The organism is Streptomyces sp. NPDC088400, assembly GCF_044753355.1.
In the GTDB taxonomy this organism is placed as follows: domain Bacteria; phylum Actinomycetota; class Actinomycetes; order Streptomycetales; family Streptomycetaceae; genus Streptomyces.
In genome coordinates this window covers 102808-119755 of sequence record NZ_JBIVMZ010000004.1, presented here as the reverse complement: position 1 = coordinate 119755, position 16948 = coordinate 102808, and the positions used below count along the sequence as shown (strand labels likewise).

Sequence of the window (16948 nt, the reverse complement as noted above, 5' to 3'; positions counted from 1 at the left end):
GCCTTACGCGGCGACGGCGACGAACTGGGCGGCGTAGAGGCGTGCGTACGCGCCTCCTGTGGCCAGGAGGTCGTCGTGTGTGCCTTGTTCGACGATGGAGCCGTTCTCCATGACGAGGATGACGTCCGCGTCGCGGATGGTGGAGAGCCGGTGTGCGATCACGAAGCTGGTACGGCCGTGTGCCAGTCGGGCCATCGCCTTCTGGATCAGCACCTCGGTACGGGTGTCCACCGAGCTGGTCGCCTCGTCCAGCACGAGAATGGCCGGTTCGGCAAGGAACGCCCGTGCGATGGTGAGGAGTTGTTTCTCTCCCGCGCTCAGCCCCGCGCCCTCCTCGTCCACGACCGTGTCGTAGCCGTCGGGGAGCGTACGGATGAAACGGTCCGCGTGGGCCGCCCGCGCCGCGTCCTCGATCTCCTTCCGGGTGACGTCGCGCGAGGCGTCGGCGCCGTACGCGATGTTCTCCGCGATCGTGCCGCCGAACAGCCAGGTGTCCTGGAGCACCATCCCGATCCCGGCCCTCAGCTCCTCCCTCGGCAGCGTGGCGACATCGACGCCGTCGAGGGTGATCCGGCCGCCCGTCACCTCGTAGAACCGCATCAGCAGATTGACCAGCGTGGTCTTGCCCGCGCCGGTCGGGCCGACGATCGCGACCGTCTGCCCCGGGCTCACCGACAGAGACAGGCCGTCGATCAGCGGCTTCTCCGGCTCGTACCGGAACGCCACTTTCTCGAACGAGACCTTCCCTGCCCCCACCTTCGTTCCCGTTCCCGTTCCTGTTCCCGTTCCCGCGCCCGTTCCCGACCGGTCGGCGTTCCGGGGCTCCTCCTCCGCGTCGAGCAGTTCGAAGACACGCTCGGCGGAGGCGACGCCCGACTGGAGCAGGTTCGCCATGGAGGCGAGCTGGGTGACCGGTCCGTTGAACTCGTACGAGTACTGGACGAAGGCCTGGACATCGCCGATGGACAGCGTGCCCGAGGCGACCCGCAGGCCGCCGACGACCGCGATCAGCACGTAGGTCAGATTGCCGAGGAAGCTCAGCGCCGGCTGGATGACGCCCGAGATGAACTGGGCCCGGAAACTCGACGCGTACAGCGCTTCGTTGTGCTCCTCGAAGGTGCGCACGGCTTCGCGCTTGCGGCCGAAGACCCGTACCTCCGCGTGGCCGGAGTACATCTCCTCGACATGGCCGTTGAGCTTGCCTGTGACGGCCCACTGCTTGATGAACTGCGGCTGCGCCCGCTGTCCGACGCGTACGGCCACCAGTACCGACAGCGGCACGCCGGCGAGGACGATCAGCGCCAGCAGCGGCGAGATCCACAACATCATCGCGAGCACCCCGGCCAACGTCAGCACGGCACGCACCATTTGGCCGAAGGCCTGCTGCATGGTCTGAGTGATGTTGTCGATGTCATTGGTGGTGCGGGAGAGCACCTCGCCGCGCGGCTGCTTGTCGAAGTACGCGAGCGGCACCCTCGAAAGTTTCGTCTCGGCGCGCTCACGCAGCCGGTAACCGGCTCGCTGGACGATCTCCATGGTGAGCCTCATCTGGACCCAGCTGAGGGCGGCGGAGAGCGCGACCAGGAGGAGGGCGACCGCGAGCACCTGGCCCACCGCCCGGAAATCGACGCCGGACGGGCCCGCCGATCCGGTGACGACGAGGTCCGTGGCGTGGCCCAGGACCTTCGGGGCGGTGACGGTGAGGGCGACGGCCGCCGTGCCGGTGGCGAGGACGCCCAGCAGCAGCGCGTGTTCGGGGGCCATCATCCGCAGCAGACGCACGCTGGACCGGCGGAAGTCCAGGGAGCGTTCGAGAGACGGCACGCCGGGCACACCCGGACCGCGCCGCGGGGCCCCGGTGCGGTCCGGGTGTGCCTCGGTGCGGGCCCCGGCACGGATCCCGGTGCGCCTGCGTCGATCGGGGGCACTCATGCGGCTTCCTCCTCGTTGAGCTGGGAGAGGACGATCTCCCGGTAGGTTTCGTTGTCCCGCATGAGCTGTTCATGGGTGCCGCTGCCGACGACCCGGCCCGCGTCGAGGACGACGATCCGGTTGGCGCGGCGAATGGTGGAGACGCGCTGCGCCACGATCACCACGGTCGCGTCGGCGGTCTCCTCGGCCAGGGCGGCCCGCAGCGCGGCGTCCGTGGCGTAGTCCAGCGCCGAGAAAGAGTCGTCGAAGAGATAGACCGCCGGGCGGGCGACCAACACCCGTGCGATGGCGAGGCGTTGGCGCTGGCCGCCGGAGAGATTGCTGCCGCCCTGGGCGACCGGGGCTTCGAGCCCGTCCGGCAGCGCGGTCACGAACTCCGCCGCCTGCGCGGTCCTCAGCGCCCGCCACAGTTCTTCGTCGGTCGCGTCGGGCTTCCCGTAACGGAGGTTGGAAGCGACCGTTCCGGAGAAGAGGTACGGCTTCTGCGGTACGAGTCCGACCGTACGGGAGAGCAGGCCCGGGTCCATGGCGCGGACGTCGGCGCCGCCGATCCGTACCTCGCCCTCCGTTGTGTCGAACAGCCTGGGCACCAGGTTGAGCAGGGTGGTCTTGCCGCTGCCCGTGGAACCGATGACGGCGGTCGTACGGCCGGGGCGCGCGGTCAGATCGACCTCGCGCAGCATCGGTTCCGCGGCGCCGGGATAGCGGAAGGCCGCGCCCCGGATCTCCAGCCGACCCTGCTCCCTCAAAGCGGCGGCCGAGGCGACCGAAGCGGCAGGAGCGACGGGAACGGCAAGGGCGACGGGATCAGCCGGGGCGGCCAGGACAGCAGAGGCAGCAGGGGCCCGCACGCTCGGCTCGGTGTCGAGGACCTCCTGGATGCGCTCGGCGCTGACGGTCGCACGCGGCACCTGTGTCAGCAGGAAGACGGTCGTCATCACGGCCATCAGGATCTGCATCAGATAACTGAGGAAGGCGATCAGCGAACCGGCCTGCAATTCACCGGAGTCGATCCGATGAGCGGCCGCCCAGATGACGGTGACGGTGGCGAGCTGCCACACCAGCATCACCGTCGGCAGCATCAGTGCCATGAGCCGGCCGGCCCGCAGGGCGACGGTCATCAGCTCCCGGTTGGCTCCGGCGTAGCGCCGCTGCTCGTGCGTGTCCCGGACGAAGGCCCGGATGACGCGGACCCCGGTGATCTGCTCCCGCATGATCCGGTTGACCTGGTCGATGCGCCGCTGCATCCCCCGGAACAGCGGCGACATCCGCCGCACGATCAGGCTCACGGCCCCGGCCAGCAGCGGTACGAAGACCAGCAACAGCAGGGAGAGCGGCACATCCTGCTGGACGGCCAGGGCGATACCGCCGAAACAGGTCAGCGGGGCCGCGACCAGCATGGTCAGCCCAAGCACCGTCAGCATCTGCACCTGCTGGACGTCGTTGGTGGTACGGGTGATCAGCGAGGAGGCACCGAACCGGCTCATCTCCCGTACGGAGAAGTCCTGTACGCGCGAGAAGACGGCGGACCGCAGATCCCGGCCGACGCCCATCGCGACCCGGGCCCCGACGTACGTGGCGGTCGCGGCGGCGAGGATCTGCAGCACGGTGACGGCGAGCATCACACCGCCCATGGACAGGACGTGGCCGGTGTCACCGGTCAGCACACCGTTGTTGATGATGTCGGCGTTGAGCGTGGGCAGACAGAGCGCGGACAGGGTCTGGATCAGCTGTAACAGGACGACCAGGGCGATCGTCCGGGTGTAGGGGCGCAGGTGGGCGCCGAGAAGGCGAATCAGCATGTCTTCCTCGCAGTCGCGATCCGATCACACGGGCACCGGCAAGGCACCGCGAGTGCGACTGGCACTTCCGGTACTGGTGCCAGTCGCACTCGCACTCGCGGTCAGGTCAGGTCAGGTCAGGTCAGGTCAGGTCAGGTCAGGTCAGGTCAGGATCGGTCGATCAACTCGCGTACGGACGAACAGACTTGGCGTCCCGCAGCGCCAGCCCCCACCAGGCCAGCTGGTCGAGCATCGCCTTGGCGGCCGCGTCGCAGTCGGCGGGGTCCTTGTGGCGGCCCTCGTCGTCGAAGTGCGCGCCCGCGTTGTGGAAGGAGACCGTGTCCCGGACGGTGACGGCATGCAGCTCCGCGAAGACCTGACGCAGTTGCTCGACCGCGCGCAGTCCGCCGGAGATGCCGCCGTAGGACACGAATCCGACGGGTTTGGCCTGCCACTCGCCGAAGTGCCAGTCGATCAGGGACTTGATGCCGGCGGGGAAGGAGTGGTTGTACTCGGGGGTCAGTACGACAAAGGCGTCCGCCTCGGCCAACCGTGGTGTGACCTTGGCGAGTTCGGCCCGTACACCGGGGCCCGGCTGGAAGGAGAGGGCGGTCGGCAGGTCCACCTCGGCCAGGTCGACGAGTTCGGTGGTGAAGTCCTGGCGCGCGGCGGCATGGGAGAGGAACCAGTCGGAGACGACCGGGCCGAAACGGCCTTCGCGGTTGCTGCCCAGGATGACGGCGAGCTTCAGCGGTTCGACTGGGGATGCGGATGCGGATGTGACGGCAGATGCGGATGTGACGGCAGATGTGGACGTGGATGCGGCGGTGGACGTGGATGCGGCGGTGGATACGGGCGCGGATTCCCGCGTGGTGTTGTCCATGAGGAGAGCCTCATACCTCAACCATGCTTGAGGTCAAGCCGCCCTTTGAACCGCCCACGCCATACGGTGAGGAGAATGACAACTGATGCACCGAACCTGCTGATCGAGGTCGACGGCCGGCCCGCTACCGAGGCCGATCTGCAACTCCGCGCGCTCGACACCTACGGTCACTTCACCGCCATGCAGATCAGGGACGGCCGGGTACGCGGCCTGGCCCTCCATCTCGACCGGCTGGACTCCGCGACCCGCGAGCTGTTCGGTGTGGGCCTGGACGGTGAGCATGTACGGTCCCTGCTCCGGCACGCGCTCGGTGACGTACGCGACGCCTCGGTCCGGGTGTACGTCCACCGGCAGACCGAGACGGACGAGAGAACCAGGACAGCCGAGAGAACCGGGACAGCCGAGACAACCGGAACAGCCGGGACAACTCTGATGGTGACGGTACGGCCGCCCGTCGCCACCGACGGACGGGCGCAGAGCCTGATGTCGGTCCCGTACCAGCGCCCGGTCCCGCACATCAAGCATCTGGGCGGCTTCGCCCAGATCCACTACGGCCGGCTCGCCGAACGCGCGGGGTTCGACAGCGCACTGCTCACCGGTCGCGGCGGGGTGGTCGCGGAGGGCGCCATCGCCAATATCGCTTTCTGGGACGGCAGTTCGGTGGTCTGGTCGGATGCCCCGGTCCTGACGGGCATCACCATGGCGTTGGTCCACGCCCGTCTGCTGTCCGCCGGTCTCCCGTCGGTCCACCGCGAGGTCACCCTGGCGGACCTGGGCCGGTACCGCGCCGCCTTCGTCACCAACTCGCACGGAGTCGCCCCGGTGAGCCGGATCGACGAGACGGTCTTCCCGGGCGACGCGACCCTGCTGAAGACGGTGACGGAACTGTACGACGGCGTGGAGTGGGACCGCCTGTGAGGGCGACCGGCCTCTCGTCACCCGTTCAGCACGACGGTGGAACGAATCGCCGCCACCTTGCCGGACACGCGCGTGACCTGCAAAAACAGCGGCTGTCACGTGCGACACGCCGAGGCCGGTCAATGGATCTGATGGTGCATCAGCAGGCGCCGACGCCGAGCCGCGCTTTATCTCGGAGGTGACGGATATCCCCCCGCCGCCTCGGAGGACGCTCTATGCGCACGATTGCCCGCCTGCTCACCTCTACCGCACCGGCGTCCGCTTGGATAGCCCTGGCCTCCGCGAATGCGACCGGGGCCGTCGCGGAGGTATCGAGACACTGGAATTGTCTCCCTACGACCGCGCGCCCCGGCGACCCCCGACACCGTCAACACCAAGGCCCACGGCCTGGACGGACACGGGAAGGGCTTCGTGGAAGCTGTCGACGCGGCGAAATGGTGAGTGGATCCCGGTACGTGCGGGGAGGCCGTCGTCGGAGAGTGCCGACCGCCGCCCGCCCGGCCCTGTACGTACGGCATCCGCGCGACGTGTGAGAACGGCAACGAGGCCACCGGCGATCTCACCATGAGGTACGCCGGGCCTAGGGTCTGTCGTTTGGATCAGGCCGGATCAGGGACGGGGTCTGGTGCCGTGGATCGCAAGGCGGAGGAGGGAGGCGACGCGGAGCGTCGCCGACTGACGACAACGCGGCGAGGCGCGGCACCAGGGCACGCGAGTCCGGCAAGATCCAAACGAGAGGCCCGAGGAGCCGAATGAAGACCGGGGCCGGTGGCACTAACGCCTCCGACACCACCCGGATCGCGGCGGGCACGGCTGTTACGGCCGTGCCCGCCGTCGGCGGGACCCGGCTCCTGCGTCGCCGGGCGAGCGGCGCGCAGGGCAGCTGACAGGGCCGACATCTACCGTGCCGCGCCTCGGTTCCGCCCCGCGTCCCCGTCCCCGTCACGCTCACCGCTGATGGGGGCGGGGAACCTTCATGTGGACCGCGGCACCCGTCTTGGCCTCGCACCCGGCGATCACGCCGTCCACTGGTCGAACGCCAACTTCGCGACCAGCGAGAACACCACTACCAGCAGCACCCCGCGGACGAACTCGCTGCCCTTCCTGAGCGCCGTCCGCGCGCCGAACATCCCGCCCGCCAGATTGAACACCGCCATCAGCGCGGCCAGTTGCCACAGCACCGTGCCCTGATAGGCGAACATCGCGAGCGCCCCCGCGTTGGTGCAGACGTTCACGATCTTGGCGGTGGCGGAGGCGGTCACCAGATCCAGGTGGAGTACGGCGGTGAGCGCCAGCACCAGAAACGTTCCCGTACCGGGCCCGAACAGCCCGTCGTAGAAGCCGATCCCGCCGCCGACCAGCACGATCGCCGTGACCGTACGCGCCCGGGTGACCTGGCCACCCGCCTGCGTCCGGCCGAAGGCGGGCCGCAGCATGACGAAGGCCGCCACCCCCAGCAGCACCACCATGATCACAGGCCGCAGCAGTTCGCTGCTGATCCCGGCCGCGAAGAAGGCACCGCCCATCGATCCGGCGAGCGCCGCGAGCCCGATCCGTACGGCCGCCTTCACATCGACCGGAGCCTTGCGCTCATAGGTCACCGCCGCGCCCGTAGTGCCGACGATCGCGACCGCCTTGTTGGTGCCGAGGATGTACGCGGCGGGGAGGTGCGGCAGCCCGAGCAGCATCGCGGGCAGGAGCAGCAGCCCGCCACCGCCCACCACGGCATCGATCCAGCCCGCCGCGGCGGCGGCCAGGCAGAGCAGAACGAGTACGGTCAGCGATATCTCGGGCATGATCACGAGCTTATGGACGCGATGAGTGCCCCGTCCACGTAACTCCGGAGTCTTGAGCAACGCCTGAGGTCGCGGTGGCGGCTGGGGCGAGCCGTGGACACCGCGGGCGCCGTGAACGCCGTGAACGAGCGAGCCCGAAGTCCCGTCCCCTCCCGTCCAGCGGACCCCTGCCGGACCCCTCACATCCCAGGCGGAGCCGTGCTGAGGGCAGCGTTCCGTACGGGAAACGGTGGCGATGCGGACGGGTAACAGCCGCCGCGCACGCTTCCGGACATGGCCCCGCGATGAGCCGTCCCGCCCGCCACCGCACTACATCTCCCCCCACTCCCCCAATTCCTGATCTCCCCGATCTCCCCGATCTCCCCGATGGAGGCTCCTGAGATGCCCACTCCCACGATCGTGGTCGTCGGCCACGGCATGGTCGGCCAGCGGTTCCTGGAGGCCCTCGCCGAACGGGGTGTGACCTCGCGGGCCCGGGTGGTGGTGCTCTGCGAGGAGCCGCGTCCCGCCTACGACCGAGTGCGGCTGACCTCGTACTTCTCCGGCAGCACGCCCGATGATCTCGCCCTCGGCGAGCCGGATTTCCTGGACCGCCACGGCATCGAGCTGCATCTGGACGACCCCGCCGAGACCATCGACCGCGCCGCGCGCACGGTCACCTCCCGGGCCGGGCTGACCTTCGCATACGACACGCTCGTACTGGCCACCGGCTCGTACCCGTTCGTGCCGCCCGTGCCCGGCAAGGACGCGACCGGCTGCTTCGTCTACCGCACCATCGAGGATCTCCTCGCGATCGAGGAGTACGCGATGACGGCCCGTTCCGGCGCGGTCGTCGGCGGCGGGCTGCTCGGGCTGGAGGCGGCGGGCGCGCTCAAGGGGCTCGGGCTCGACACGCACATCGTGGAGTTCGCGCCGCGCCTGATGCCCGTCCAGGTGGACGACGGCGGTGGCGCGGCCCTGCTCCGCACGATCGAGGACATGGGCCTGACCGTCCACACGGGCGTGGGCACGCAGGAAGTGACGACGGACGCCGGGGGCACGGTCACCGGCATGGCGCTGTCGGACGGTTCGGCCCTCGCCACCGACCTCGTGGTCTTCTCGGCGGGCGTACGGCCCCGGGACCAGCTCGCCCGGGACGCCGGCCTGACGGTCGGCGAGCGCGGCGGCATCGCGGTGGACGAGCGGTGCCGTACGTCCGACCCCGCCGTGTTCGCGATCGGCGAGTGCGCGCTGGCGGCGGACGGCCGGGTGTACGGGCTGGTGGCGCCCGGTTACGAGATGGCCACCACCGTCGCCGATCTGCTGGCGGACGGTGGAACCGGCGCCGTCGAGAAGGGCTTCACCGGCGCCGATCTGTCGACCAAGCTCAAGCTGCTCGGGGTGGACGTGGCGTCGTTCGGTGACGCGCACGGCGCCGCCCCCGGCAGCCTGGACGTCGTCTACTCGGACTCCCGCTCCGGTGTCTACAAGAAGCTGGTGGTGGCCGAGGACGGCACCCTGCTCGGCGGTGTCCTCGTCGGAGACGCCGACTCGTACGGCATGCTCCGGCCGATGACCGGCTCCGTGCCGCCGGTCTCTCCCGAACACCTGGTCCTGCCCTCAGGCGCGGGGGCGCCGGTCGAACTCGGCCCGTCCGCCCTCCCCGACGACGCGGTGATCTGTAGCTGTCACAACGTCAGCAAGGGCGCGATCCTGGGCTGCTCCTCCCTCCCCGAGGTGAAGAAGTGCACCAAGGCCGGTACGGGCTGCGGGAGTTGCGTCAAGGTCGTCGGCCAGCTGCTGGCGGCGAACGGCTCCGGCCCCGCCGACAAGGGGCTGTGCGGCTGCTTCCCGTACACCCGGGGCGAGTTGTACGAGATCGTCCGCACTCTGCGCGTCACCACGTACGCCGCGCTCCTCGACTCGCACGGCCGCGAGCAGGCGCGCGGTGGGGACGGGTGCGAGATCTGCAAGCCGACCGTCGGCTCGATCATCGCCTCGCTCGCACCGGCACTCGGGGTGAGCGGCTATGTCCTGGACGGCGAGCAGGCCTCCCTCCAGGACACCAACGACCACTTCCTGGCGAACATCCAGCGCAACGGTTCGTATTCGATCGTGCCGCGTATCCCCGGTGGTGAGATCACCCCGGAGAAGCTGATCGTGATCGGCGAGGTGGCCCGGGACTTCGGCCTCTACACAAAGATCACGGGCGGCCAGCGGATCGACATGTTCGGCGCTCGCGTGGACCAACTGCCGCTGATCTGGACCCGGTTGGTGGATGCCGGATTCGAGTCGGGGCACGCGTACGGAAAGTCCCTGCGGACGGTCAAGTCGTGCGTGGGGCAGACCTGGTGCCGCTACGGCGTGCAGGACTCGGTCAAAATGGCCATCGATCTGGAGCTGCGCTACCGGGGCCTGCGCTCGCCGCACAAGCTGAAGTCGGCGGTGTCGGGCTGCGCGCGGGAGTGTGCGGAGGCGCGCGGCAAGGACTTCGGTGTGATCGCCACGGCGAACGGCTGGAACCTGTACGTCGGCGGCAACGGCGGCGCGGACCCGCGCCACGCGGACCTGCTCGCCCAGGATCTCTCGGACGCCGAACTGGTGCGGCTGATCGACCGGTTCCTGATGTTCTACATCCGTACGGCCGACCGGCTGGAGCGCACCTCAGCCTGGCTGGAGCGGATCGAGGGCGGGCTGGACCACGTACGGGACGTGGTGGTCCATGACTCGCTGGGACTCTGCGCGGAGCTGGAGCAGCTGATGGCCGCGCATGTCGACGCGTACCGCGACGAATGGGCGGAGACGATCAACGACCCGGAGCGGCTGCGCCGGTTCGTCTCGTTTGTCAACGCGCCGGACGCGCCGGACCCGTCGGTGAAGTTCGTACCGGAACGCGATCAGGTCAAGCCCGACCTGGTATTCCTCACGCTGGAAGGGGCGACCGCCCGATGAGCACACAGCCGAGCACGCAGATGAGCACACCGACGACGCCGGACACACTGGAAGTCCTGCTCGACGCTCCCGACGGCCCCCAAGGCGCCGGCGACGAAGGCGGTGGCGGTGGCGAGGAGTGGTTCGCGGTGTGCGAGCTGTCCTCGCTCACCCCGGGCCGGGGTGTCGCGGCGCTGCTCCCGGACGGCCGCCAGGTGGCGGTGTTCCTGGACCGCGCGGGCCGCCCGTACGCGATCAGCAACCGCGATCCGTTCTCCGGTGCGCAGGTGTTGTCGCGTGGTCTGACCGGCACCCACGACGGGCGGCCCTTCGTCGCGTCCCCGCTGCTCAAACAGCGCTTCGACCTGGCGACAGGGCAATGCCTGGACGACGACGAGGTCGCCGTCCAGGCATACGAGGTACGGGTCAGGGCCCCCGTTCCGGCCTGAGCTTGGGCTTTACGGCTCCCGGTGGGGCCGGTCTCGGCGGAATGCGGTCACGGCAGGATCTCGACGTACCCGTCGGTTCCGTGTACGCGGATCCGCTGTCCGTCCCGGATCATCTGGGTGGCCCGCTCCACGCCCACGACGGCTGGCAAGCCGTACTCCCGGGCGATCACCGCGCCATGGGTCATCAGGCCGCCCACCTCCGTCACCAGGCCCGCGACCGCGACGAACAGCGGCGACCAGCTGGGGTCCGTGAAGGCCGTGACCAGGATGTCGCCCGATTCGAGATCGGCCTCCGCCATGTCAAGGATGACGCGGGCCCTTCCCTCGACGGTCCCGGCGGAGACCGGCAGGCCGGTCAGGGCGCCGGCCGGCACGTCGTCGCGCCGGTACGCCCCGGTCACGGCCTCACCGTCCGAGGTGAGCACCCGGGGCGGAGTGAGCGCGTGGTACGAGCGGAACGCGTCCTTGCGCCGCTGGATGAGCTGGTCATCGACCTGGTTCGAGCGCACGACGTCGTGGAGTTCCTGGAACGTGAGGTAGAAGATGTCCTCCTTCTCGGGAAGTACGCCGGCCCGCACGAGGCGCTCGGCCTCATCCAGCAGGGCCCGCTTGTAGACGAAGTAGCGGCTGACGATGCCGTACTTCGGGTACTCCCGATACCCGATGAAGGTTCTGACCCGGTCGATCATCCGCTTGGCCTCGTCGGCTTTCCGGTCCCCGTCCGGCAGGGCCCGCAAGCGTGACAGCACGTCCTGTTCCTTCTTCCGCGCCTTCTGCCGCCCTTGCTCGAAGCGCCGACCGGCCGCGCCCGGCTCGAAGTTCCTGACGTTGTCGAGGATCACGGGCACGAGCGTGGTGGGGCGCTCGCGCCAACGGGGTCTCGTGATGTCGATCTCGCCGACGCAGCGCATGCCGTACCGGTCGAGATAAGCCGCTATGGCGTCGCGCGCTTCGGTCCCGCCCGCGAGCTTCGCCAACTCGTCCAGGAAGTCTTCGTCCTTGATGTACTCGACGCCCCGCAGGAACGCCACCACCTCCGGCCGCGGGCGGATCACGTCCGCGACGTCGAGCAGCGCCAGTCCCATCTCCGACGTGACGTTGTCGGGGGCGGACAGCGTCAGCGTGTCGGCCGCGTTCTTCTCGCCCAGCCACTCGTGCAGCGTGTCGTTGAGCCACCACGTGGCCTCCATGCCCGCCATGATCGCCTGAAGACTCAGCGGATCACCGAGGGTCCGCTTGTGCTCCTCGAAGGCCTCCAGCAGGAAGTCGAACAGCGCCGGTCCGGCCTTCGACCGGATATCGCGCTCCAGGGCGGCGATGGACATCTGGCTGCGCTCGATCAGCTGGGTCACGATGGCCGGATCGGTCTCGACCGGAGCGGACGCACCGCGTCCCGGCGGCCCGGCGGGACGCGGTGCGTCCGGGAGTGACGGGACGAAATCGTCGCGGTCGAGGACGGTCTCCAGAGCGTCCCTGATCAGCGGATCGCCTCTCCCCATGACGTCCAGGAGGCCGGCGCGGCTCGCGGGCGAGGCCAGGCGCCGGGTGACGTCGACGAACAACCTCCCGCCGGCCTCGTGCATCGGCACCATGGCCGTCAGCCGCCATACGGAGAGCCCCAGGGGCTTCATGGGGTCGGTCATCATCTGCCCATGGCCGACGGAGACGTAGACGCGATTCTCCTGGTCGCCGGTCTCGGAGACGTCGCCGGTCCCGGATACGTCGCCGGTCCCGGGGACGTCGCGGCTCTCGGAGACGTCCTCGGTCCCGGGGATCGGGAACAGCGTCGTGATCGGCCGGCTCTGAACGATCTGGAAGCCGTCATCGTCCAGGCACCATTCGATGTCCTGCGGGCGGCCGAAGTGCGCCTCGATCGCCCGCCCGAGCCGCACGAGCCGCACGGCCTGCGCATCCGTCAGCGCCGGCTGCTCCTGGCGCCGCGAGTCGATCGCCACTTCCCGCGTACCGCCGGCGGGCAGGGCGTGAACGGCACGCTGTTTGGCGGCGATCGTCCTGGCGACGACTTCGCCGCGTCGCACCGTGAAGACGTCCGGATTCACCAGGCCGGAGACCAGGGCCTCGCCGAGGCCGAAGCCGGCGTCCACGGTGGCGACCTTCCGGTTACCCGTGACGGGGTCGGCCGTGAACAGGATGCCGGCCGCATGCGGGAAGACCATCCGCTGCACGACCACGGCCATGTGGACCGTACGGTCGTCGATGCCGTTCCGCCGGCGGTAGGTCACGGCCCGCTCGGTGAACAGCGAGGCCCAGCACCGGCTGATGTGCTGGAGGACCGCCGTCGGCCCCACGACGTTCAGGTACGTGTCCTGCTGGCCGGCGAAGGAGGCCGTCGGCAGGTCCTCCGCCGTCGCGCTGGACCGGACGGCGTAGGCGGCTTGCTCGCCGAGCCGGGCGAGCGCTCGGGTGATCGCCGCCGCGAGATCGCCCGGGACGGCGATCTCTTCGATGGTCCGACGTATCCGCGCGCTGAGCGTACGGATCGCCTCCCGGTCGTCCAGGTTCACGCGCGACAACTGATCCAGCCGATCGTCGATCGACGGCGCCTGCGCTTCCGCTTCCGCTTCCGCTTCCGCTTCCGCCATGATCCGCCGGAAGGCGTCCGTCGTCACGCAGAAGCCGGCCGGCACGCGAATGCCCTCGATCCGTGACAGCCCGCCCAGGTGCGCTCCTTTGCCGCCGACGACCGCGACCTGCTTCTCGTCAACCTCTCGAAGATCCCGCACATACTGCTCGGTCATCGCGACACCTCCGCGCCGAGCACCCGCGACTCCGCTGCCGGTCCCACCACTGGTCCGACTGGACCGGCTGTTTCAACTGGTACGACGTCACCGCGTCCCCCATACGTCACCGACAACGCACACACGTCGGGCCCCATTTCCGCTGGTTGTGGCATCGGCCGACGATTCTGCGCCGTGACCCGGGTCTTGCGGCAAGCCCCCCGGCGCGCTATACGTTGAGAGTGGCAAGGAGAGAGCTCTCCTTGCCTTTGTCTTGTGCCGTCCGTCTTCTGTCGTCCAATGGAGCGGCACGGCCTACGCCGTGGTGCAGGCGGCACCGTTCAGGGTGAAGGTGCTCGGGGCGGTGTTTCCTCCGCTCCAGGCGCCGTTGAAGCCGAAGGTGGCCGATCCGCCGGCGGCGATCGCCCCGTTGTGGGCGGCGTTGACGGCGGTGACCTGGGTGCCGGACTGGCTGACGGTGGCGTTCCATGCCGAGGTCACGCTCTGGCCCGAGGGCCACGTCCACTTCAGTGTCCATCCGTCGATCGCCGAGGAACCGGTGTTCCTGACCGTCACTCCGGCGGTGAAGCCGGTGTTCCACTGGCTCTGTACGGCGTAGCTCACCGCGCAGCCGGTGACCGGCCCGGGATCACCGCCACCGCCACCGGTCCAGCCGAGGGCTTCCGCGATGCCGTAATACGCGGGCTTGGGCTGGAAGTTGGCGTCGTACGGGGTGGCCGCGCCCTGGCCCGGGAAGACGTCCGGGATCCAGGAGTCGGAGTCGGTGAAGCCCCAGACCGTGACGCCCTTGCAGCGTGTGACAGCGAGGCAGGCGCTGGTGACCGCCTTGAATTCGGCTTTCTGCTGGGCGAGTTCGGCATCGGTGGCCGGGAGCGTCATCCGGATGTCGAGTTCGGTGATCGCGACATCCACCCCGAGGTCCGCGAAGCGCTGGAGGTTCGCCTGGAGCGTGGACGGCACCTGACCGAGGATCAGGTGGCCCTGGAACCCGACCCCGTCGATCGGGACGCCCTGTGCCTTGAGCCGCTGGACCAGGGAGTACATCCCGTTGCTCTTGGCGCCCGTACCGTCGGTGTTGTAGTCGTTGATGTACAGCTTGGCGGCGGGGTCGGCGGCGCGCGCGGCGCGGAAGGCGTCGGCGATGTAGGACTCGCCGAGCTGCGTGTAGAACTTGCTGGCCCTCATCGTGCCGTCTTCGTTGAGCGGCTCGTTGACGACGTCCCAGTGGTCGATGCGGCCCTTGTAGCGGGCGACCTCGGTGGTGACGTGACCGGTCGTGATCGTGCGCAGTTCGGCGTCGCTGAAGGTGCCGTTGGCCAGCCAGTTGGGCATCTGGCTGTGCCAGACGAGTGTGTGTCCGCGTACCTTCTGCCCGTGGGCCTCGGCGAAGTTCACGATGCCGTCGGCGCCCGCCCAGTTGAAGCTCCCCCGGGTCGGCTCGACCGATCCCCACTTCATCTCGTTGCCGGGCGTGATCGAGTCGAACTGGGCGCCGGTGACACTCCCGTACGTACCGGTCAGCTTCGACCCCGTGACGGCGGTGCCGTAGTACGTGCCCTTGGCGGTGGCGAGATCCCGCAGGACGGGGTCGGCGGCGTGCGCGGGGGCGGCGAATCCGACCATGGCGACGGCTGCGGCGGTCAGCGCGGAGACGGCTGTCGCGACGCGGGCCGTCACGGCTCGGGCCGTCACTGCGTGAGCCGTCACGGCTCGGGGGCGGGGGCGGGCGGCTCTGGACAAGGCCCGGAGTTTCCTCACGGTCGTCCCTCTCTCCTAGGAGATCCTGGAGTTTCGGAAAGCCAACTGAAAGTTTCGAGGACGCTGCTCGGAAAATAGAGGCACACGTGAGGTTCGTCAACGGACGTACGGGGGGGTCGTCAACGGACGTACGCGTGGGGGTTCGTCAACGGACGTAGAGGCCGTCCATGGTGGCGCAGCCCCGCAGCAGGGCGGCGCCCAGCGGGGTCAGCGTGTGCAGAACGGCGTTCCCGTTCCGCAGGGTGACGACCAGCCCCGCCTCGCGCAGGACGCACGCGTGCTGGCTGGCCGAGGCGAGGGACACGCTGGTCCTGCGGGCCAGTTCGCTGGTCGTACAGCCGTGTTCGATGGCCTGGAGGACTGCCGAGCGGGTGTGGCCGACGAGCCGGCCGAGCGAGGGCCCCGTCCGCTCCGCGACAGGGGGCCCGTCGGAGTGGGTGATGGGGTAGACGAGGACGGGCGGCTGCTCCGGGTCACGGTGCTCGCGGTGGACGACCGCGGTGGAGCGGCAGAAGAAGGACGGCTGGAGCAGCAACCCACGGCCGTCCAGGCGCAGTTCGCGATCCACCGGATAGTCGGCCTCCAGCACCGGGGAGCGCCAGCGCAGCATCGGCGGCAGGGTGGAGAGGAGGGCGTCCGCGCCGCCGTCGAGCAGGGCCCGGCCGCGCAGTGCGCGGTCCGCCTCGGCTCTGGCCCGGAGGTACGGCCAGTACGGCTCGACGGCGGCCCGGTGGTACGTACGCAACACCTCGACGAGGCGGGCGAGTCGGCCGGTGCCGCCGTCCGTGAACGCGGCGAGGGTGGCGAGCCGCCTGCCCCTGCCCGGCCCCGGGTGCCCCGGGCCCGTTCGCCCCGTACGGGCTCTGCCGCCGGTGAGCAGGGAGAGTTCGGCGTGGATCCGCTCCAGCGGGGTGGCGCGCACCGCCTCAAGACCCGCCTCAAGGCCCACCGTGCCGCCCGACTCCAGGCCGGACGGGCCGGACGCGCGGGCCGTCTCCGGGCCGGCGCCGTAGCCGGACAGGCGCGGACCCGGCGTCAGGAAATCGGGGAAATAGCCGCGCTGCGGAACGAGCGCGGAGAGGAGCGCTGTTTCACCATTCAACCGGGCGCGCGTTTCCCTGCGCCATTCACCGAAGACAAGCGGACCCCGCCGATCCCTTATTCGATGAAAGCTGAGAATCGTTTCCCAGAGCGGGTCGGGACCGGCGGCCATCCTGACCCCGCCGAGATCCTTACCCGTGAAATGAATACGCAGCATCGAAATCCCCATCTGTGCCAGCCACTTCCATGCCCCGTCTCCCAATCAAAGAGTATGCATGCCATCACAGGTGGTTACCACGGTGTTTCGGCCACAGTTGAAACGGGTCGCGGCGGCGGGGCCGGAAGCGAAAAGCTGTCCCGCGTCGGACATGAAACCTGAACGACCGAATGGCTCGGTGAAGGCCGTGGGGGGCTTTGCCGACCCGGCGGCGGTCGATGACGGTGGCGGCTCCATGTCCGGCCCGTGTAATGGAGCGCGGCCCGTCGGGTGGGGATCCACGGGCCGCGCTCCGGGGCCTGTCCAATTCAACAGGTCGGCCTTACGAGAGACGAAAAAGCGACAACACACCGTTCTCGTGGCCGAATACACCGTTCCCGTGGCCGGGAAACCGACTCCTCCGTACGACCTGTTGATGACCATGGAACCCCGTGTAGCACTCCAGGGGGACGCCACAAGCCCGTACGCGGAGGGATTCGCCGCCCCCGCCCCACCCCCTAGCTT

Annotated in this window: 11 protein-coding genes; 4 read left to right on the top strand and 7 right to left on the bottom strand. The window is 69.4% G+C overall.

Annotated features, from left to right (window positions below):
• Positions 1-3 precede the first annotated feature (3 nt).
• From ACIQD6_RS11810 to ACIQD6_RS11800, 3 genes are all read right to left on the bottom strand, one after another.
• Positions 4-1932, bottom strand: a complete 1929-nt coding sequence (locus ACIQD6_RS11810) for an ABC transporter ATP-binding protein (RefSeq protein ID WP_401880983.1) — start codon at positions 1930-1932, stop codon at positions 4-6.
• A complete protein-coding gene (locus tag ACIQD6_RS11805) occupies positions 1929-3734 on the bottom strand; it encodes an ABC transporter ATP-binding protein (protein WP_401880981.1) in 1806 nt (601 codons plus the stop codon). Before ACIQD6_RS11805 ends, ACIQD6_RS11810 begins: the two co-directional genes overlap by 4 nt.
• Positions 3735-3894: 160 nt before the next feature.
• Positions 3895-4596 (bottom strand): NADPH-dependent FMN reductase, encoded by a 702-nt coding sequence (locus ACIQD6_RS11800; RefSeq protein ID WP_401880979.1) that lies wholly within the window; start codon positions 4594-4596, stop codon positions 3895-3897.
• Between the two features lie 75 nt (positions 4597-4671).
• Here ACIQD6_RS11800 and ACIQD6_RS11795 point away from each other — a divergent pair, with 75 nt between their 5' ends.
• Positions 4672-5514, top strand: a complete 843-nt coding sequence (locus tag ACIQD6_RS11795; RefSeq protein ID WP_401880977.1) for an aminotransferase class IV — start codon at positions 4672-4674, stop codon at positions 5512-5514.
• Positions 5515-6266: 752 nt separating this feature from the next.
• A complete protein-coding gene (locus ACIQD6_RS11790; RefSeq protein WP_401880975.1) occupies positions 6267-6401 on the top strand; it encodes a hypothetical protein in 135 nt (44 codons plus the stop codon).
• A gap of 129 nt (positions 6402-6530) precedes the next feature.
• On the opposite strand, the gene ACIQD6_RS11785 is transcribed toward ACIQD6_RS11790, so the two are convergent.
• Positions 6531-7310 carry a sulfite exporter TauE/SafE family protein gene (locus ACIQD6_RS11785; RefSeq protein ID WP_401880973.1) on the bottom strand — a complete coding sequence of 260 codons (780 nt, stop codon included), beginning with the start codon at positions 7308-7310 and terminating at the stop codon, positions 6531-6533.
• A 381-nt stretch (positions 7311-7691) separates the two neighbouring features.
• Between ACIQD6_RS11785 and nirB the strand changes: the two genes are divergently transcribed.
• Complete coding sequence (gene nirB, locus ACIQD6_RS11780; RefSeq protein ID WP_401880971.1) at positions 7692-10241, top strand: nitrite reductase large subunit NirB; 2550 nt, start codon at positions 7692-7694, stop codon at positions 10239-10241.
• Positions 10238-10669, top strand: a complete 432-nt coding sequence (nirD, locus tag ACIQD6_RS11775; RefSeq protein ID WP_401880969.1) for a nitrite reductase small subunit NirD — start codon at positions 10238-10240, stop codon at positions 10667-10669. Before nirB ends, nirD begins: the two co-directional genes overlap by 4 nt.
• A gap of 47 nt (positions 10670-10716) precedes the next feature.
• Here the strand turns inward: nirD and rph are convergent, their stop codons facing one another.
• The 3 genes from rph to ACIQD6_RS11760 form a co-directional block, all read right to left on the bottom strand.
• Positions 10717-13428, bottom strand: coding sequence for a rifamycin-inactivating phosphotransferase (rph, locus tag ACIQD6_RS11770; protein WP_401880967.1), 2712 nt, complete (start codon positions 13426-13428; stop codon positions 10717-10719).
• Positions 13429-13722: 294 nt separating this feature from the next.
• Complete coding sequence (locus ACIQD6_RS11765; protein WP_401881701.1) at positions 13723-15051, bottom strand: endo-1,4-beta-xylanase; 1329 nt, start codon at positions 15049-15051, stop codon at positions 13723-13725.
• 280 nt (positions 15052-15331) lie between these two features.
• Positions 15332-16444, bottom strand: a complete 1113-nt coding sequence (locus ACIQD6_RS11760; protein ID WP_401880965.1) for an ArsR/SmtB family transcription factor — start codon at positions 16442-16444, stop codon at positions 15332-15334.
• Between the last annotated feature and the right edge of the window lie 504 nt (positions 16445-16948).